Raw genomic sequence first — 18,979 nt, forward strand, 5'->3', positions numbered from 1 at the left:
TTCGTAAAAAATAAGAGAAGTAGTATAATAAAGAAACATTGATAAGATGGTGAGGTCAAGATGACAATTCGTTTTGAAGAAAATGTGAGCACAGAAAACGCTCAGCTCGTATGCCGATGGTCCAACTCCCTTGGCAAATCCTTTCAAGAGCAATGGATGGGAACAATGATTCCTTTTCCCTTGACAATTCAAGTCTTGCAAGATTTGGAAGGAATCTTTTCAATATTTGATGGACAAGAGTTTGTGGGGCTTATCCAGAAAATCAGGCTAGAAGACAGGAATCTTCATATCGGGAGATTTTTTATCAATCCCCAGAAACAGGGGCAAGGCTTAGGTAGCCAGGCTTTAAGGAAATTTGTTAGTTTGGCATTTGAAAATGAAGACATAGATACTATTTCTCTAAATGTCTACGAAGCAAATCAAGCAGCCCAGCATCTCTATCAAAAAGAAGGATTTAAAATCGTTCAAATGGTTGAAGCACCTGTACGAAAATACATCATGAAAAAGGGCAGATAATATTCACGTGGGGCTAGAGTCCCAAGGATTTTCAAGGATAAAGAAGTTATCTTTCAAAGTTAGAAACAAGACTTCTATGATTTCTTAGATAGAGGAGATAAACATGTCGAGACCTAGAAAAATACGAATCTTGCTTGCTTCTGTACTTGCCTTAGTTGTTGGTATCAATCTTTATTCCCACCAAGAACGCTTCCAATTAAAGACCTCCTTTGAAGAAAAGGACACTACAGCTGTCTTACAACATTTAACGGCGTCAGGAAAATATGCGTCTGACATGCGAAAAGCAGGCTATATTGTTCCTCCCGACGGTGTCATTCGCTTGGATGGAGGAATTGACTCCATAGGGATAAAAGGAGACATCGATTTGAAAATGTCGAATCCTAGAAGGGATGAAGTCTCTGTTTTATTTGAAACAATGGTAAATGAGGAAAAAATAAATGCCTACTATATTTTAGATCATCAATTAACCCTAAGACGTAGATACTATTCTTATATTAGGAATCAGAAAAAAAGAAAGTGTGAACATCTCTCAAGCCGAAGAAGAACGCCTATTAAAGATTGTTCGAAAAGAGTTGAAAGCTTTTCTAGATAAGATGTATCAGACTTTGTATGGTTGATGTTACTAGTGAGAAATGGATGCGAGACTCTGTTTAGGATGTCAATGATGATGAGAAAGGAGGGACAAAATGTTTACAGAATTGATCTTTATTGTCTCTTTACTGTTACTTTTACGTTTGTTTAAAAGTAGGCGCTCACGAATGATTATAGGAGTCTTGTATAGTTTGCTGCTAGTCTGGTTTGTCTTTTCCGTTTTGAACTATGGCAAATACACTCTTCAACCAGGTCAATCCGTCAGCTTAAGAGTAAATCCCAGAACACAAGATTTGGAATACTATTCAATCTTCATCTTGAAGAAAAACGATTCAAGTAAAATTAAATTAACTGGCTCAAGTGTTTGGAGTGAAAGAAACGGCGATGTTTACTATGAAGTAGAGGAACAAAAGATTATAAAAAGCCATGGTTTCGATGAGGAGGATGAAGAACTTCCAAACAAGCAAGCAGATATTTATTTAGAAAAAGATGGAGTAGTTGTGAGTTACCAAGGTGAAAAAGTGTTTGATGCCACCAATAACAAGCCCTACACGATAACCATTACCAATGTAGACAACCAACCAGCCCAATTTGAAGCTCAGGTGGTGGATAAGTAAGTCTAGTAGCGTATAAACGTTTCAATTCAATAAAAAACATATTATTTTAAGTAAACAAAAAAGCCCTGAAACCAGAGCCTTTCCTATTAAGAATCTCTTTTAACGAAAAATGGGAAACGTGTTTGGAATCCGATCTACAAAAAAAGAGGACATTTGCGGTCCTCTTTTTGACTACTATAATGAAAAGGTCAATTAACGTTTAGCCTTATTTTTCGTCTTTGTGAAGCATGTTTTTCACACCTTCAATAGCGCCTTCGACAGCGTCTTTAGCATCTTCAGCAACTTCTTTTACTTTAGAAACAACTTTTTCAGCTGTTCCTTCTTTTTCCATTTTTTCATCGCCGATCATTTTGCCGACACCTTCTTTAATGGAACCTTTTGCTTGGTTTAATTTTTCTTCTGTTGACATGATTCTGCCTCCTTTAAATTGATTGATTTTGACCAGATGAATTAGTGTACGCGAGCATTTTCTTTTGTTTCGCCTTTAACGGCTTCAACACCTTCGCCTACTTTTTCTTGAACAGCAGCAACACCTGAACCGATACCAGATTTCACTTTTTCAAATTGTTCTGAAGCAAATTCTCCTGTTGAAGAAGCCACATCAGTTACTCGGTCTTGGAGGCTAACTGAATCTGCTTCATGCTGTTCCTTCGTTTTGATATCAACAACATTCACATTGACTTCAACCACTTCTAGATCAGTCATTTTTGTAACTTGTGATACGACAACATCTTTGATTTCTTTGTACAAAGCAGGGACATTCTTTTGGTACTCAACAACAATGTTCAAGTCAACTGCAACTTGCTCTTTCCCAACTTCAACATTGACACCATGAGTGACATTATCTGTATTGATAATTTTTTCTGTTAGATTAGAGAAGAATCCTCCATCCACATCCAAAAGTCCAGGTACTTTTTCAAGTGAAAGACCAATGATTTTTTGGATTACTTTATCCTCATAAGTGAGTTCCCCTTTAACATCTTGAGAAACAACAGCGACATCTTTTTTTTCTACATTTTTATCTACGTTTGACATACGAGACTCCTTTATTTATTTAAATATTTTTCCTTAACATAGTATCCTGCAAATGCTCCTAGGGCTCCACAAATTAGTACAAAGAGTGTTTTGAAAAAGCCAAAGGATAAGATAAAGCAAGCGAGAATGACACCTACTAGACCTGCAATAATTGGATACTGATATTTTTTAAACCATTCCATTTTTTACTTCCTTACTTTACACGACTAACAGTCTTTTTGGTCGTTTTTGGAGGTTCAAATTCTTTCACTTTAACTTCAAGTTTTACCTCACGTTCAATACCAAAGAACTGCTTTAATCCATGAGTTATTTCATTCTGGATGACAAGACATCGATTTGAGATGTTGTCCGAAGGAAGAATTTTGCCCTCAACATAAACGAAACATTTATTTTTGCGGCTATTTACATGGACTGTTGGTTCTTTGATCAACTGATGATCAATGACCAAACATCGAACAAAGCCTTCGATAGCTGAATTTTTTAGTTTTAATGTATCTTCTTGAGTCTCTAATTGAATCTCTAAATACTGTTTAGGATAGAAGAGTATTACTAACATTGAAATTAACACTAAAACAGATAGGACAAGTGTCCCCCAAAAGACATATCTAGCAATCAGAAATTCAGCGTAGAGTTCTCTCCAACTGAATAAGTGGATATCTAAATCACTGACCTGATGATAATCTATGAGAATAGGAAGGAAAATAGCCAAGATTAAAATACAGAAAATAAGTAACAATATTTTCTTTGATTTTGACATATTAAATCCTTTCAAATGAAAAGCTTTAAACCATAATTTTACCCGTCTAAAGTATTCAAAATTATGGCTTATCACTTTTAATGTTCTATTAGGTAATGCTTATTTTTTACCAAATAGAAATGAAACGACTGCAACAACAATCACTGCACCTACGATTGACGGAATAATAGCCATTCCAGCCAATGAAGGTCCCCAGCTTCCTAGAAGTGATTGCCCTACAGACGAACCGATAAGACCTGCAAAGATATTTGCAATCAATCCCATTGAACCACCTTTTTTAGTGATTGCACCTGCGATGAGACCAATAAGACCTCCTACAATAATGGACCACAACATAGTGTATCCTCCTTTTTTATTTCTAAATCAAAGAATCAATTTCAGAAAACCAATTTCTTTGATTGAATTAATTATATAATATTTAAATATGGAAGGGTAATAATTTGTCTCAAACTACGTATTATAAAAACACACTACAGGTACAAATAAATAAGAAAATCTTGATGCTACTGGGTTTCTAAGGGATTAGACTAGTCTTTTGATGACAAGCAAAAGTCGTTGTAAGAGGATAAATGCACTCTATATGGTATAATTGCATGAAGATTGATAGGCAATCGTTTAGTTTATTATAAAGAGAGAAAAGCTATTCATGAGAGATTTATTATCGAAAAAAAGTCACAGACAATTAGAATTATTAGAATTACTGTTTGAAAACAAGCGCTGGTTTCATATTTCAGAACTAGCAGAATTATTGCACTGTGCAGAACGTTCTGTAAAAGATGACTTGTCCCATGTCAGATCTTCTTTTCCTGACTTGATATTTCATTCCTCAACAAACGGCATCCGTATCATTAATACCGATGATAGTGATATTGAGATGGTCTATCATCATTTTTTTAAGCATTCAACCCACTTTTCAATTTTAGAATTTGTCTTCTTTAATGAAGGATGTGATACTGATAGTATTTGCAAAGAGTTTTATATCAGTTCTTCCTCTCTTTATCGTATCATCAGTCATATTAATAAAATTATTAAGAAACAATATCGTTTTGAAATTAGCCTCAATCCAGTTCGAATCACTGGAAATGAGATTGATATCCGTTACTTTTTTGCCCAGTATTTTTCAGAGAAATATTATTTCCTTGAATGGCCCTTTGAAGATTTTTCTCAAGAACCCTTGTCTCAATTATTGGAATTAGTCTATAAAGCAACTTCTTTCCCGATGAATTTATCAACTCACAGAATGTTAAAATTACTTCTGGTTACAAATTTATATCGCATAAAGTTTGGTCATTTCATGGAAGTTGAGAGAGACTCTTTTAACAATCAATTGTTGGAATCGTTTATGCAGGCAGAAGGAATCAACGAGATTGTAGCGAGTTTTGATTCTGAATATCAGATCTCACTGAATAAAGAAGTAATAGGTCAATTATTTGTAACCTATTTTCAAAAAATGTTTTTCATAGATGAAGAAGTATTTCTCAACCATGCAAAAACAGACAGCTATGTAAAAAAATCGTATCAGTTATTGGGAAAGCTAGTAGATCAGGTATCAAGAGAGTATAATCTTCAAGTAGACAATAAGGACAATCTGATTTGGCATATGCACAATACGGCACATCTGCATCGCCAGGAATTATCAACAGAGTTTATCTTATTTGATCAAAAAGGCAATACAATCAAGAACTTTCAAAATATTTTCCCTCGCTTTGTTTCAGAGGTGAAGGAAGGGATTGAACACTATCTAGAGGCTTTGGATATGGATCGTAATTCAATGAAGGTCAATCATTTATCCTATACTTTTATCACCCATAGCAAACACTTAGTGTTAAATCTTTTACAAAACCAACCTAAATTAAAGGTTTTGGTCGTGAGTAATTTTGATCAGTATCATGCAAAATCAGTAGCCGAGACACTTGCTTACTATTGCAGTAACAATTTTGAACTGGAGGTCTGGAGTGAATTAGAGTTGTCCATTGATGCTCTAAAAGAATCACCTTACGACATCATTATTTCAAATTTTATTATTCCACCTATTGAAAATAAGAGACTGATCTATTCCAATAATGTCAATACAGTCGCTCTCATCTCTTTGCTTAACGCAATGATGTTTATTCGATTAGACGAGTAACTAAGAATAACAAAAAACGCTAGATAGCGTTTTTTGTTTTATAAGGAAAGAATTTTATCTATACTAAACTCAGAATATCCTAACAAACCTGTCATTTTTTAGTTCAGAACAACAAAAAGCCTTGGAAACCAAGGCTTTTTTAATGCTATAAACTCATTAAAACAACTCCCAGTAAGGTGTGGAATGTTTTTTAGTCTGTGTCATATAAAAATAAATAGAATGAATAGCTATAGCTAGAGCTAAAATGGTTGTAATACTTACTACTATTATAGGATTAGAAGCAAAGATTAAAGAGAGAATCAAGGCAGCCAGATAGAGTGTAGCTTGGACACAGTAGTAACTTTTCGAATAGCGAAGATAGTGTTTGTTATAGGGCCCATTTGCTAGGACAGCAGCTTGGAAGAGGCCAATTCCGATATAAAAGAAGCTGGTTGCAAAGAGAAGATTAGTTTCAGGATTCAGAAGAAAACTCATCGAAACGGTCATCATAAGAAGTCCAATGAAAATAGGATAGTGACTGTAAATTAGAAATAGTCCCTTTTGATTAGATTCTTCATCAATAGCATGGTCGAATTGAACAAAATAAAACAAGAACAGAGAAAGCATAATAATGAAATAAAGAACCGAATAAATCGAGAAATTCTCGATTGTAAAGAAGTTAACTAGCCCCATAATCATCTCTCCAAACGTAATAATGACAAGAAGGGAGATGCGCTCGATTAAATGGGGGAGAACTATCTGGAAATGATCATCTTTACTAATCGAGGTAATTGGCGTAATAAATGTTAGCAGAATACTAGCATAAAGGATATAGACTCCAATGTAAATAGGAAGAAGAGCTGCTAGATAGATTTCTAAACTTCGTAGACCTGTTATCCATAGAAAACCTTTGATACTTTCCCTATGAACATTATCGGTTGATTTTTTAAAAAACTCAACCAAATATTGAAAAAATAAGGTAAGGGTTAATGTACCAATAGCCCAACAGACATAATGAAAATATTGTTGCCAATCATCTTTAATCAAATTGGATATAAAGAGTAAAAGTCCCATATTGATAAACATGATTACCATGTTAAATACAGAGTTCTTTCCATAGCGATTGGTATAAACGGTTTGAATCATCCAGGCATTGATGAGAAGCAAGACAGACATGAAAAAATCAAGCAAAGAATTCCAAGTCAAAATACCGTTATGAAGATGGTGAATTAAAGCAGTTACTTTTGAAATCGCAAAAACAAAAACTAGATCATAAAAAAGTTCTGAATAATTTACACGTTTATGTTTAACAAGAGTTGTCATCTCAAGTCCTTTCCATTCTAGAAGTACGATTTATTATAACAGAAAATGGTAATGAGAGAAAAGGATATGCTTAAATAACTTCATGTGACGCGAATTGTCAAAACCTTGGAGCACATTTACCTCATGTACCAACTCACAGGCAGAGTGTTTGATGATTGATAATGAAGAATAAGATTTTACAATAGAAAAGCGAGGATATCCTCGCTTTTTTTATTTAATCTAATAGCTCCTTATTTTCAATTAAGAGCTCTAGTGGAGATTTATCTCTTGCTTCAATAAAACCAGGTTCATATTGGGTATGAAGTGTTCTTTTCTGAGAAGTTGGATCAATATACAACTCTTTTCCATCTTCTGTGTATAGTTGGTTGCCTCTTGTTAGGTAAAGTAAATCCTCTAAGTACTGTCCATCAGTATGTAGGAAATGCTCGATGTATTTGACAGCTTTTAAGATTTCACTTACTTTATCAGAGTATTCATTAGATTCAAGAACACTCTTTTCTAACTCAATCTCTTTACTCGTTCCAAAGAGTTGGGTTGGAGTTGCATTAAAATATTCTGCTATCTTATCCAAATTTGCAAAGGTAGGATAGCTTTTTTGTTTTTCGTAATCAGAGATGGACTGTTTACCGATTCCTAATTACCTCAGTCTCTTCAGTCTGTTAATTTTTTTTCGAAAATTTCTCTTTAATACTAGCTTTCAATTTATCAAATTTTTCACGACGAGCTTCTTTTTTATCCGCAATTAAGCGAGCTTTAGCTTGATGCTCTAAATCTTCTTGAATTTTGAGAGCTGACTCTATCTCTGCCGCAACAGTAGCGACATCCCATCTAGCAATGTCAACCTGATACTTTTCAAAAATAGCATTTAAAACAGATTCATCATTTTCTTGTACAAGTGCAATAATAGCTACTTCGCCATTAGTCAACTTTTTACTAACGGTTGTAATTAATGCCGAATTGATCAATTCTTTGTCTGAACCAACGGAGGCGCCAATTGCTCCACCAGTAGCAAAACCAAAGAGAACACCTAGTGGTCCACCTAAAATTCCGATTAAACTACCAATTAATCCGCCTTCGAAATAATCATCTCCTAGGGAATTCATCAAATCAAAGCTATCTTTGACGTTAACAACGCCATTTTCAGCTTTTACAATTGAAGCCTGAGCTAATTTTGTATTTTCAGTTTGAACAAACTGTTTTAATTCTGAAAAGGCCTGAAAGGCTTCACTTTCAATATGAAAAATTGAGACAACAACATTTTCCATGGGCTTACACTCCTTTATTACTTTATAGAGATAGAATAAAATCTCCTATATTTAGTAGTACAAACTACTGCTACACAAGGTGAATTGTAGCATACAATAATCTTTTATGCAATATACAATATATTACAAAAAGATTAAATTTTTATTTAAAAACTTATATTCTATAAATTAGGCAATTTTAAAATTTTGATTAAAAAGAAAGATTTAGATAGAGCTGTTGGTAGACTTAGGAAATTTTAAGAACATGCATTAGTTAAATTAAATGGTTCTTTTCAATTAAGTTTTAACTTCTATCTGGTAAGTAAAAGGAAAAATAATACCCGTGGTGCTAGTTAAACTCAAAATACAAGAAAAGCCTAAAAGGACTATACTGTAAGTGACAAAACAAAACAGGAGGATAGTCCAAATGAGCCACTTACATTAGTCCTGTGAAATACAGAACTAAATCCTTCACTTAAATTACTTGTCTAACTTTTTGGGGTCAGTACAAACAGTGCTTTTTTTGTTGAAATCGCAAAGAATCTAAGCTTTCTTTTTGCAGATAACATTCGATCTTTTATTTTCGGTATGATTGAGTCGATGCCCCGTTCTCGACCGGTTATTATTCCAACTTATCGAATGCTAGAGCACTATGCCATCACTTTTTGGAAGAATACTTAGAGCAATTCTACGTAGAATGGAATGCGAAAAAGTGATAATTAAAGAGACGAAAAAGCTGAGAATGTAACTTCCCAGCTATTTTAATATGCCCAAAATGGCAGCTAGATTATTTACGAAAGGCATCAAGGATATAGGTGAAACCAACAATTAAAAATGCAAAGGCAACGACATAAACGACAAAGACACTTGTAGCTACTGGATTGAACAAAATCACTAGACCTAGTAAAAATGCAAGCAACGCTATCCACATGATATGGTTGCCAATAATAGGGAAAATCAATCCTAGACGATTGCCTTTAAAGAAAGCAATAATGGCTTCTACAATTAACCAAATTCCTACAATGGTCGGAATGACGACCGGCAGGGTCACAAAGCCATAAGCAACGAGGTAAAGAGCTAAGAGAAGACTAACAAATCCTTGGAAAAGATAAACAGGTGAGCGAAGCTCTTTTGGTGCAGAGAAATAGCCTAAAATAGCTGCTATAGAAGAAACCAGTAAACCAAATGCAATCCACCAGCTGTAAGCAACAAGATTAGCTACTGGGTCTGTAAATAGAAAGAGTGCTAAAAGGACAAAAACAACTCCTGCAAGGAATAGCAGTAAACGATTAGAAAATTTCATTTCAATACCCCCTATATAGTATAGTATAGTTTGATAATAAAAATATTATACACCTTTTTAGAGGAAATATCAATAAACAAAATGGAAAATTTGGAAGTTTCAGTCTGATTTATGAAAAGAAAATCAGTTTTTATTATTTTGAAAATAAAAAGAGAAGATAAAATTTGTCTTCTCTACATGAAAATATTGTATGGAATCAAAGCAAAAGTAACTGGCTTTACACTATTTGTAAAGATGTAATTTGATTCAAAAAGAAAAGATAGATTTAAAATGTGGGACAAATGATGGGGTAAATCAGTTATAGACAAGCAAAAAAAGCCTTGATTTACAAGGCTTTTTCCTGTTGTATTTAGATGCCCCCTACAGGGATTTGGAAAGGACTTTCATATTGAGAGCAATTAAAAATATTGAAATATAAGTGATTTTAGGTATTTTCAATGTCATGATTTAAAAATGGGACAAAAGTGGGGCAAAAACCATACAGATTCTAAACTGTATGGTTCTTTTTTTATCTAACCAAGAAAGGTTAAAACTTATTAAAACAAATGCAATCAACTGTTGAAAACTTTTTAGTCCGTGTAATATAAAAACAAGTAAAAAGTTGAACTATAGGGAATATTGTGTCATAATAGGTAATAGATGAATAATTAATAGATTGGAAATAATGCTTTCTTACCTTAACAAGTTGAATTGGTTATACATTTTTTCGTCGCAATTGTGTCTATCTCTCGAGTTTAGCTAGTTTTTATAAGCTCTGGTTTCTAATCAATATAACAAATTTTAGAAGTGCATAAGACAAGATGGTGACATTATTACAGTCATTTCTAGTCACCATATGTTGCTGGCACAGGCTGTTTGTAGTGTTGGCTATTTACTAGTCAGTTTAATCGGAGTGTTTAATTTTTATTGTTGAAAGGTTTTTATATGGCGAAAATTCTATCTTTAGGTCTGACAGGTAAGAAATTACTTGCTCAGGGGTTCTTGTTTGTTCTGCTAGGTCTCATCTTGATGGTCACGGGGACTTGGTTGCCAGTAAAGGTTATTCGCCTGGTTCTGTTTTTAGCTTGGATAGCAACGGTCTTAGATTTAGTATTACGTATTTTCAAAAAAAGCCAGTCAACGGATACCTTGGGAGTTGCACTGGTTAAATTGTTAGTGCTGGGATATTTGCTTGGCTCCAATCTTGCGACTGATATACCGATTTATGTTCTGGCTCTTGTGATTGGAGTTTATCAGATTTTTAGGGCCACGATTAATCTTGTCACCTATGTTCTCTACCGTAAAAATAATATTCGACCTCGTTTTCGTCTCTTACTAGATGGTATTCTACTAGTTTTTCTTGGTGGAGCTAGTCTTTTGTCCTCTACGGGAAATTCTGTCTTTCAACTCTTTGTTTTAGGGGCTTATTTTTTCCTTTATGGTCTGTCCAATATCCGTGACGGTTTCTTATTTGAAGGGGAAATTGGGAAAAACCATCTCAAACGTCGCATTAGAATTAGCTTACCTATTGTCCTAGCCGCTCTCATCCCTGCAAGAACTTTAGCAAAAATTAACAAATTTATGCTGGAAAATGCTGATGAGGAAGAAGATATCCATCTTGGAATAGTGAAGTCTGGTAAGACAGCAGAGCTAGAAATTTTTGTTCATACAGCTGAGACCTCCCTGTTTTCGGCAATTGGTCATGTGGATATCTGCTATCAAGGCCGTGTTATTTCTTATGGCAACTATGATCCGTCTTCTGAGACCTTATTTGGCATGGTAGGAGATGGTGTCTTATATTTCTGTGATCGTGACAAGTACATTGACCTATGTAAACGTGAGAGTCAAAAAACGCTTTTTGGTTATGGGATAGATTTGACGCCTGAAATGGAAAAAGCAGTTCAGAAAAAGTTGGCTGAATTGAAACAACTGACGATTCCATGGGAGCCAAGTGCAGATAAAATCATGACAGGTGATGGTAAGGAAGACTACACCTACGCTTATAAAATCAGACATGAGACAGATGGGGAACTTTATAAATTTATCAAATCTAAGTTTAAATCCTACTTTGTCTTATCTACAAACTGTGTGCTCTTGGCTGATACCATAGTCGGTCAGGCTGGCACCGATATCCTCTCACCCAAAGGATTTATCGCACCAGGAACTTACCAAGCTTACCTTGACCGAGAGTTTGAAAAACCAAATAGTATAGTCGTATCTAAACATGTTTATTAAGGAGAATTTATGAATTTAGTAAAAAATACACCCCATTAATACTTTTTATAGGGCTGGTTACTCTTGTAATTCTGAATGCATCAAGCTTTATATCAGGGGCAGTATCTCTCTTTGAAGTAACTTCTACCTTGATTTATGGTGCTGTCATTGCTTTTGTGCTCAATGTTCCCATGAAAAAAATTGAAGAATTCCTAGTTAAAATGAAGGTAAAGGCAGGGTTGCGCCGTCCGATTGCTATGGTGCTTGTTTTCCTATCTCTTATCTTAATCGTGATCTGTCTTTTGGTTTTGGTGCTTCCAACCCTTGCTCAGACTATTAGTCAGCTGGGAGCAGTCCTTTCAACAGTCCTGACTCAACTTGGGAAATTGCTAGACAGCTCGGAATTTGTAACCAAAGACATGCTGTCAACTATCGTATCAGGAATTCAGGGACAGTCTAGCTCTATTAGTCAAGCTTTGATAACCTTCTTATCCGGTCTGACTAGTAATATAGGAAATATTTTTTCAAGTATAATGAATGCCTTTCTGATTATAGTATTTACCTTTTTATTTTTATCCAGTAAGGAACATCTGGCAGCGATGACGAGTCGACTTCTAAAAGTTTTTCTTCCAGAGAAGGTGGTGATAAAGTTGACTTACATTGGACAAGTAGCACTAGAGACTTATGACCAATTTTTGATGATTCAGCTGATTGAAGCAGTTATCATAGGAGTTATGATAGCGGTTGGTTACAGCGTGTTTGGGATACCCTATGGGGTAATGACAGGTATATTTGCAGGAGTGCTATCGTTCATTCCTTATGTAGGGCCTATGATTGCTTGTGTTGTGGGAGCGATTTTTATCTTCACAGTGAGTCCTACTCAAGCCTTACTTTCTCTTCTTCTATATCAAGTTATACAGCTGATTGAAGGAAACCTTATTTATCCTAGAGTTGTAGGTCAATCTATTGGTTTGCCAGCTATTTTCACGCTTGCGGCTGCTAGTATTGGAGGCAATCTCTTTGGCTTACTTGGGATGATATTCTTTACACCGATATTTGCTGTTATCTATCGATTGGTTAAGGAATTTGTCGTTGCAAAGGAAAATCAGCTAGATTAAGAAAAACTAAATTTAATAAGATATACTGAGAAGAGAGTGAGAGATTCTCTTCTCTTTTATTTTTAAATACTTTTCTACAAAAAGCTATTAGACGTTAAAAAAAGCCTTGGTTTCAAGGCTTATTTCTGTTGATTTAGATGCCCCCTGCAGGGCTCGAACCTGCGCCCCATAGCTTAAGAGTCTACTGCTCTACCAACTGAGCTAAGGAAGCAACAGAAAAAGCTGAGAATGTAACTTCCCAGCTATTTTAATATGCCCAAAATGGCAGCTAGATTATTTACGAAAGGCATCAAGGATATAGGTGAAACCAACAATTAAAAATGCAAAGGCAACGACATAAACGACAAAGACACTTGTAGCTACTGGATTGAACAAAATCACTAGACCTAGTAAAAATGCAAGCAACGCTATCCACATGATATGGTTGCCAATAATAGGGAAAATCAATCCTAGACGATTGCCTTTAAAGAAAGCAATAATGGCTTCTACAATTAACCAAATTCCTACAATGGTCGGAATGACGACCGGCAGGGTCACAAAGCCATAAGCAACGAGGTAAAGAGCTAAGAGAAGACTAACAAATCCTTGGAAAAGATAAACAGGTGAGCGAAGCTCTTTTGGTGCAGAGAAATAGCCTAAAATAGCTGCTATAGAAGAAACCAGTAAACCAAATGCAATCCACCAGCTGTAAGCAACAAGATTAGCTACTGGGTCTGTAAATAGAAAGAGTGCTAAAAGGACAAAAACAACTCCTGCAAGGAATAGCAGTAAACGATTAGAAAATTTCATTTCAATACCCCCTATATAGTATAGTATAGTTTGATAATAAAAATATTATACACCTTTTTAGAGGAAATATCAATAAACAAAATGGAAAATTTGGAAGTTTCAGTCTGATTTATGAAAAGAAAATCAGTTTTTATTATTTTGAAAATAAAAAGAGAAGATAAAATTTGTCTTCTCTACATGAAAATATTGTATGGAATCAAAGCAAAAGTAACTGGCTTTACACTATTTGTAAAGATGTAATTTGATTCAAAAAGAAAAGATAGATTTAAAATGTGGGACAAATGATGGGGTAAATCAGTTATAGATAAGCAAAAAAGCCTTGGAACTCAAGGCTTTTTCCTGTTGATTTAGATGCCCCCTACAGGGATCGAACCTGTGACCCACGGATTAAGAGTCCGCTGCTCTGCCAGCTGAGCTAAGGAGGCAAAGAAAAAAGCTGTATTGGTGCCGAAACTTCACGGTTTGTATTGAACCCGCGCAATTAAGCAGGTGGGCAACTCGCTCTAACTGAAGCTGTTTCCGTGTGAGACGGCCTACATGCTGTTAGAAGACTTTTGTTTCCCTAATAATACAAAAAATAGTCGGTCAACACTTAAGTGTGAAGTCGTACACCACAGCGTTTCTATGTTTATATGATACCACTTTTTCAAAAAAAATCAAGAGGAAAGTGCAATTTTTTGAAAAGGATTTCAGATTTTTCGCAAACGGTCGATAGCTTCCTTTCTTTGAGCCAAGGCCCGTTCGTACTTGCCAGTATCTTCTGGAGAGAAGTAGTGATGATCTCGAATTTTTTCTGGCAAGTAATCTTGTTTGACCCAGTGTCCAGGATAGTTGTGCGGATAGAGATAGTTTTGCGCATTCCCTAGTTCCTTGCTTCCACTGTAGTGGCCATCGCGCAGGTGTCGAGGGATAGGCAAATGCCCTGATGTTTTGAGATCAGCAAGGGCCTTGTCCATGGCCACATAGGCTGAGTTGGATTTTGGAGAGAGGGCCAAATCAATCACGACATTGGCAATGAGAATGCGAGCTTCTGGAAAGCCAATCTTTTGAGCAGCATCTAGAGCAGTTACGGTATGAATCTGAGCTTCAGGATTGGCCAAACCGATATCTTCATAAGCAATAACAGTCAAGCGACGAGCGAGACTAGGCAGATCCCCAGCCTCAATCAAGCGGGCCGCGTAGTGGAGACTGGCATCAACATCCGAGCCACGGATGGACTTTTGCAGTGCTGAAAGGACATCGTAGTGACCGTCCCCATCCTTATCCATGGTAATGTAACTCCTCTGCAGGCTGTTTTCCATGATATCAAGAGTGATATGACGGATGCCCTTGTCATTTTCGGGAGTAGAAAGAACAGCCAAGTCAAGTGAGTTGAAGGCAGAGCGAAGATCTCCGTTTGTAGAAGTTGCGATGAAATCCAGAGCCTCCTCATCTAGCTCAACTGGGAAATCAAAACCACGCTCAGGGTCGGTTAGAGCAATTTGAATCGCCTCTTTAACATCTTGATTAGACAAGGGTTCTAACTCAAAAATCTGAACACGGCTACGAATGGCTGGAGTTACAGAAAAGAAAGGATTTTCAGTCGTCGCACCAATCATGATGATCAGACCACTTTCCAAGAGGGGAAGTAGAAAGTCTTGCTTGGTTTTATCTAGTCGGTGAATCTCGTCCAGTAGCAGAACTAGTCCACCAGAAAATTTAGCCTCTTCAGCGATTTCTTGCAGTCGTTTCTTACTATCAACAGTCGCATTAAAGGTCCGAAAGGCATACTTGGTGGTTCCAGCGATGGCTGAGGCGATACTGGTCTTGCCGATTCCTGGAGGTCCGTAGAGAATCATGGAGGACAGACGATTGGCTTCCACCATGCGACGGATAATTTTTCCAGGTCCGACCAGATGCTCCTGACCGATGACCTGGTCTATGGTTTTTGGGCGCATGCGAAGCGCGAGATTGTCTGGCATAGCAGTCCTTTCTAACATGGATTTTCTGATGTATATGTGGTAAGATGGTAGTATCTATTTTAGCATATTTCCGAGCAATCGGGGCGATTAAAGAATCGCATAGAAAGAGGACAAAATGGCAACATACGGATTTTTAGATGTTTTACAGGAAGAGTTGGACAAGAACTTTCCCTTTGACTATGAGATTAGCTGGGATAAGCGCAACCACGCGGTTGAAGTGAGTTTTCTTCTAGAAGCGCAAAATGCTGCTGGTGTAGAGATGGTGGATGAGGACGGAGAAGTTTCGTCAGACGACATTCTCTTTGAAGAAGCGGTACTCTTTTACAACCCTGCTAAGTCAACTGTCAATGAGGAAGACTATTTGACAGTTATACCTTATCTGCCAAAGAAAGGATTTTCTCGTGAATTTTTAAACTATTTTGCTCTATTCCTCAAAGACACTGCAGAGGTTGGGCTGGATACGCTCATGGACTTTTTGGAAGACTCAGAAGCAGAAGAGTTCGTCATGGAATGGAACCAAGAAGTCTTTGAAGAAGGGAAAGTCGGCTTGGAAGAAGGAGAGTTTTATCCTTATCCGAGATACTAGAGACTAGGGGAGAAAGTATATGAAGAAAATAGGCTTGTCTTTTATTTCTGGTCTGTCCTTTGTTTTTTTGATGCTAGGATTTGTTTTTGGGACGATTGCCTTTAAAGAGTTAGATTTTTCTTTAGTCTTTATTCCAGGCTATCTATTTACTTTTCTCAGCATTTATCTGATATTTATCCTTCATGAGCTAGGTCATGCATTTTGTGGTTACCTGACAGGCTATCGCCTGGTGGCTTTTGGATTAGGAAACTTTCTTTTGACCAAAAAGTCAGGCAAGTTTCATCTGAGTCGAACAGCCGTTCTGAAAAATGTTGGTGCTCAGTATATTGGATTAAAAGAAGATGAAAGTGATCAAAGAATCATCCTGATGCTTGCAGGAGGCTTGATGGTTCATCTTGGTTTGATTTTATTGGCCCTATTGTATGGAATTTTGACAGCTAACTGGTATTTTGCAGCTACTTGGATTTGTCTAAATCTATCTTTTCTTCTCATCAATGCTAAGCCAGTTGGGATTACCGATGGAGCAAAAATTTGGGAATTGCTACAACATCCTGAAAATACCAAATACGCCTACCTGGTGTTGAGGCATTCTGCCCAGACCTTGCTAGCTCCTCAAGAATATGATTTGAAAGACTTTATCATGCCTGTTGATGAGAATGCGAGAGGGAGTTTTGCAGAAAGTGTTCTAATTTTTCAGGGACTGGTTTTCATATTCGATAATCAGATAGAGGCTGCCAAAAAACACTTTCAGTCTTTATTAGATAAAACAGATAATCCAATGTCTCAAACTCTTTCCCAATTATACCTTCTTCACATTGCCTTGCTAGAAGGAGATCATGAAAAAGCGGAGCAATATGCATGTAATCGAGGAGTCAAAGCCTTCTTATCTCTAAAAATGACAGATACACAGATCATTCAAGCCTGTTATCAATTTCTGGTAAAGAAAGATATGGATCAGACTGACAAGGCTATAAAGATTGCTAGAAAAAACATGAGGACCAGCCGTTTGGTGCGAGACGAGAAACGTTATTATGAAAACTGGTTAGCAGAGTTAGAGGAAGAATTAGCCGAAGGAGTCTGATATGGAAATAGAAATTTCTGATTTTACAGGTTGCAAAATTGCCCTCTTTTGTGAGGATAGGATTTTAACTATCTTGCGTGATGATAAGGCAAGCATTCCTTGGCCCAATATGTGGGAATTGCCAGGTGGCGGACGAGAGGGTGATGAAAGTCCTTTTGAGTGCGCGGCGCGCGAAGTTTACGAAGAATTAGGAATTCATCTGACTGAAGATTGCCTGCTTTGGGGTAAGGTGTATCCAAGTATGCTTTTTGAGGGGAAGGAATCCGTCTTTCTAGTTGGTAAGTTAACGCAGGAACAGTTTGACAAGATTGTCTTTGGTGATGAAGGGCAGGGCTACAAACTGATGAGCGTTGAGGAGTTTCTTGGCTCAGATAAGGTTGTACCCCAGTTGCAGGATAGGGTGAGGGATTATATGGAGGAAATAAAATGATTTTTGCAATTGCAACAACGACGTTAAACAAGGAAGTTAAACGCAAACTAAAAACAGGACAATATTCTAGAGAAGAAGCTACATTCATCTATTTGGAATATTTAAAGTTAAAGAAGCAGAGAGAGAGTGGTATGAAAGTAGCTGGGATTTCTATGGCTGTTATCTGGGGGCTGCTGTATGTTCTGTCTTTACAAGGTGAGAATAATCAAACACTTTCATTTTCAGAATATTTTTTGTTTCTGATACTGTTTGAAGGAATTGTTCTATTTGTTTATTATCTTACGTTTGGTATTTTTAAACAGCAGATTCATAGCGCAATGAAAGAACACTACACAGATGTGATTGAGGAATTCAAGAAAAATAAGGAAGATTCAAAATGGAAACATGGCAAGAGTTAAAAGTTACAGTGAAGCGTGAGGGAGAGGAGCTGGTCTCCAATCTCTTGATTGAGCTGGGGGCGCAAGGTGTTGCGATTGAAGACAGCATGGACTATGTGGGGAATGTCGACCGTTTTGGTGAGATTTTCCCAGAGGTCGAGCAACATGAAGAAATCGTAGTGACCGCCTACTATCCTGATACGGTTGATGTGGCAGTGGTTGAGGCAGATTTGCAGGCTCATTTAGCAGAACTGACAGACTTTATGGATCTAGGAGAGGTCAAGATGGGCACGACTGCCTTGGCTGAGGAAGACTGGGCAGACAACTGGAAGAAATATTATGAGCCAGCTCGCATTACTCATGACTTGACCATCGTGCCATCCTGGACGGACTACGAGGCGACTGCTGGAGAAAAGATTATCAAGCTGGATCCAGGCATGGCTTTTGGGACTGGAACGCATCCAACGACCAAGATGAGCCTTTTTGCCTTGGAGCAGGTTCTTCGTGGTGGCGAAACGGTGCTAGATGTGGGAACTGGTTCAGGTGTCCTCTCCATTGCCTGCTCGCTACTTGGTGCCAAGAAAATTTTCGCCTATGACCTGGATGATGTGGCGGTTCGGGTGGCTCAGGAAAATATCGAGCTCAACCCTGGCATGGAAAACATCCATGTTGCTGCTGGAGATTTGCTCAAGGGTGTGGAGATTGAAGCAGATGTCATTGTGGCCAATATCTTGGCGGATATTCTCATTCATCTGACAGACGATGCTTATCGTTTGGTCAAGGACGAAGGCTACCTGATCATGAGTGGGATTATCAAGGACAAGTGGGACATGGTGCGCGAGTCAGCTGAGTCAGCTGGATTTTTCCTTGAAACCCACATGATTCAAGGGGAATGGAATGCCTGTGTCTTTAAGAAGACCAAGGATATTTCTGGTGTGATTGGAGGCTAGC

The 18,979-nt window shown here is 37.1% G+C and carries 21 protein-coding genes, 2 tRNA genes and 1 pseudogene; 11 read left to right on the plus strand and 13 right to left on the minus strand.

The features are described from left to right. Window positions 1–60 precede the first annotated feature (60 nt). The 3 genes and pseudogenes from CO686_RS01705 to CO686_RS01715 all read left to right on the plus strand — a co-directional run bounded on the left by CO686_RS01705 (window position 61) and on the right by CO686_RS01715 (window position 1,724). Window positions 61–516 (plus strand): GNAT family N-acetyltransferase, encoded by a 456-nt coding sequence (locus CO686_RS01705; RefSeq protein WP_096753431.1) that lies wholly within the window; start codon window positions 61–63, stop codon window positions 514–516. A 103-nt stretch (window positions 517–619) separates the two neighbouring features. Then, window positions 620–1,133, plus strand: a pseudogene (locus tag CO686_RS01710) (thiol-disulfide isomerase). Window positions 1,134–1,202: 69 nt separating this feature from the next. Continuing rightward, a complete protein-coding gene (locus tag CO686_RS01715) occupies window positions 1,203–1,724 on the plus strand; it encodes a hypothetical protein (protein ID WP_049479764.1) in 522 nt (173 codons plus the stop codon). A 205-nt stretch (window positions 1,725–1,929) separates the two neighbouring features. Here the strand turns inward: CO686_RS01715 and CO686_RS01720 are convergent, their stop codons facing one another. The 5 genes from CO686_RS01720 to CO686_RS01740 all read right to left on the minus strand — a co-directional run bounded on the left by CO686_RS01720 (window position 1,930) and on the right by CO686_RS01740 (window position 3,852). Further along, on the minus strand, window positions 1,930–2,133 hold the full coding sequence (locus tag CO686_RS01720; RefSeq protein WP_000102421.1) for a CsbD family protein: 204 nt from the start codon (window positions 2,131–2,133) through the stop codon (window positions 1,930–1,932). A 41-nt stretch (window positions 2,134–2,174) separates the two neighbouring features. Continuing rightward, entirely contained in the window at window positions 2,175–2,759 is a 585-nt protein-coding gene (locus tag CO686_RS01725; RefSeq protein ID WP_000072932.1) for an Asp23/Gls24 family envelope stress response protein, read from the minus strand. Window positions 2,760–2,770: 11 nt separating this feature from the next. Continuing rightward, entirely contained in the window at window positions 2,771–2,941 is a 171-nt protein-coding gene (locus CO686_RS01730) for a DUF2273 domain-containing protein (RefSeq protein WP_000454669.1), read from the minus strand. Window positions 2,942–2,952: 11 nt separating this feature from the next. After that, on the minus strand, window positions 2,953–3,516 hold the full coding sequence (gene amaP / locus CO686_RS01735; RefSeq protein ID WP_000045614.1) for an alkaline shock response membrane anchor protein AmaP: 564 nt from the start codon (window positions 3,514–3,516) through the stop codon (window positions 2,953–2,955). A 99-nt stretch (window positions 3,517–3,615) separates the two neighbouring features. After that, window positions 3,616–3,852: a GlsB/YeaQ/YmgE family stress response membrane protein gene (locus CO686_RS01740; protein ID WP_000964741.1), complete on the minus strand. Its 237-nt coding sequence runs from the start codon at window positions 3,850–3,852 to the stop codon at window positions 3,616–3,618. A 310-nt stretch (window positions 3,853–4,162) separates the two neighbouring features. Between CO686_RS01740 and CO686_RS01745 the strand changes: the two genes are divergently transcribed. Further along, the gene (locus CO686_RS01745) at window positions 4,163–5,644 is read left to right on the plus strand and encodes an AcpB/EbpR/MafR family transcriptional regulator (protein ID WP_001205292.1); all 1,482 of its coding nucleotides are present in this window, start codon (window positions 4,163–4,165) and stop codon (window positions 5,642–5,644) included. A gap of 156 nt (window positions 5,645–5,800) precedes the next feature. On the opposite strand, the gene CO686_RS01750 is transcribed toward CO686_RS01745, so the two are convergent. The 4 genes from CO686_RS01750 to CO686_RS01770 form a co-directional block, all read right to left on the minus strand. After that, on the minus strand, window positions 5,801–6,946 hold the full coding sequence (locus tag CO686_RS01750) for a low temperature requirement protein A (protein WP_049473941.1): 1,146 nt from the start codon (window positions 6,944–6,946) through the stop codon (window positions 5,801–5,803). Between the two features lie 214 nt (window positions 6,947–7,160). After that, window positions 7,161–7,577: a helix-turn-helix domain-containing protein gene (locus CO686_RS01755; protein WP_071788307.1), complete on the minus strand. Its 417-nt coding sequence runs from the start codon at window positions 7,575–7,577 to the stop codon at window positions 7,161–7,163. Between the two features lie 28 nt (window positions 7,578–7,605). Continuing rightward, on the minus strand, window positions 7,606–8,211 hold the full coding sequence (locus tag CO686_RS01760) for a DUF1269 domain-containing protein (RefSeq protein ID WP_000432802.1): 606 nt from the start codon (window positions 8,209–8,211) through the stop codon (window positions 7,606–7,608). A 766-nt stretch (window positions 8,212–8,977) separates the two neighbouring features. Continuing rightward, window positions 8,978–9,493 (minus strand): DUF308 domain-containing protein, encoded by a 516-nt coding sequence (locus CO686_RS01770; RefSeq protein WP_096753432.1) that lies wholly within the window; start codon window positions 9,491–9,493, stop codon window positions 8,978–8,980. 924 nt (window positions 9,494–10,417) lie between these two features. Between CO686_RS01770 and CO686_RS01775 the strand changes: the two genes are divergently transcribed. Next, a complete protein-coding gene (locus CO686_RS01775; protein WP_096753433.1) occupies window positions 10,418–11,707 on the plus strand; it encodes a hypothetical protein in 1,290 nt (429 codons plus the stop codon). Between the two features lie 5 nt (window positions 11,708–11,712). After that, on the plus strand, window positions 11,713–12,804 hold the full coding sequence (locus tag CO686_RS01780) for an AI-2E family transporter (RefSeq protein WP_253665851.1): 1,092 nt from the start codon (window positions 11,713–11,715) through the stop codon (window positions 12,802–12,804). Between the two features lie 138 nt (window positions 12,805–12,942). On the opposite strand, the gene CO686_RS01785 is transcribed toward CO686_RS01780, so the two are convergent. The 4 genes from CO686_RS01785 to CO686_RS01800 all read right to left on the minus strand — a co-directional run bounded on the left by CO686_RS01785 (window position 12,943) and on the right by CO686_RS01800 (window position 15,554). Beyond that, a tRNA-Lys gene (locus CO686_RS01785) sits at window positions 12,943–13,015 on the minus strand. Between the two features lie 62 nt (window positions 13,016–13,077). Further along, on the minus strand, window positions 13,078–13,593 hold the full coding sequence (locus CO686_RS01790; RefSeq protein ID WP_096753432.1) for a DUF308 domain-containing protein: 516 nt from the start codon (window positions 13,591–13,593) through the stop codon (window positions 13,078–13,080). Between the two features lie 352 nt (window positions 13,594–13,945). Next, window positions 13,946–14,018 (minus strand) — tRNA-Lys (locus CO686_RS01795). 264 nt (window positions 14,019–14,282) lie between these two features. Beyond that, window positions 14,283–15,554, minus strand: a complete 1,272-nt coding sequence (locus tag CO686_RS01800; RefSeq protein WP_096753435.1) for a replication-associated recombination protein A — start codon at window positions 15,552–15,554, stop codon at window positions 14,283–14,285. 115 nt (window positions 15,555–15,669) lie between these two features. Between CO686_RS01800 and CO686_RS01805 the strand changes: the two genes are divergently transcribed. The 5 genes from CO686_RS01805 to prmA are packed head-to-tail and all read left to right on the plus strand — an operon-like array spanning window position 15,670 to window position 18,978. Then, the gene (locus tag CO686_RS01805; RefSeq protein WP_070657344.1) at window positions 15,670–16,140 is read left to right on the plus strand and encodes a DUF3013 family protein; all 471 of its coding nucleotides are present in this window, start codon (window positions 15,670–15,672) and stop codon (window positions 16,138–16,140) included. 19 nt (window positions 16,141–16,159) lie between these two features. Beyond that, complete coding sequence (locus tag CO686_RS01810; RefSeq protein ID WP_070657346.1) at window positions 16,160–17,221, plus strand: site-2 protease family protein; 1,062 nt, start codon at window positions 16,160–16,162, stop codon at window positions 17,219–17,221. Window position 17,222: 1 nt separating this feature from the next. Next, window positions 17,223–17,651 (plus strand): NUDIX hydrolase, encoded by a 429-nt coding sequence (locus CO686_RS01815; protein WP_070657348.1) that lies wholly within the window; start codon window positions 17,223–17,225, stop codon window positions 17,649–17,651. Continuing rightward, window positions 17,648–18,049 carry a hypothetical protein gene (locus tag CO686_RS01820; RefSeq protein WP_045592520.1) on the plus strand — a complete coding sequence of 134 codons (402 nt, stop codon included), beginning with the start codon at window positions 17,648–17,650 and terminating at the stop codon, window positions 18,047–18,049. The genes CO686_RS01815 and CO686_RS01820 overlap by 4 nt, the downstream gene beginning before the upstream one ends. Beyond that, entirely contained in the window at window positions 18,028–18,978 is a 951-nt protein-coding gene (gene prmA / locus CO686_RS01825) for a 50S ribosomal protein L11 methyltransferase (protein WP_096753436.1), read from the plus strand. The genes CO686_RS01820 and prmA overlap by 22 nt, the downstream gene beginning before the upstream one ends. Window position 18,979: the final 1 nt, after the last annotated feature.

The sequence above is a fragment of the Streptococcus oralis genome (assembly GCF_002386345.1).
GTDB classification, from domain to species: domain Bacteria; phylum Bacillota; class Bacilli; order Lactobacillales; family Streptococcaceae; genus Streptococcus; species Streptococcus oralis_S.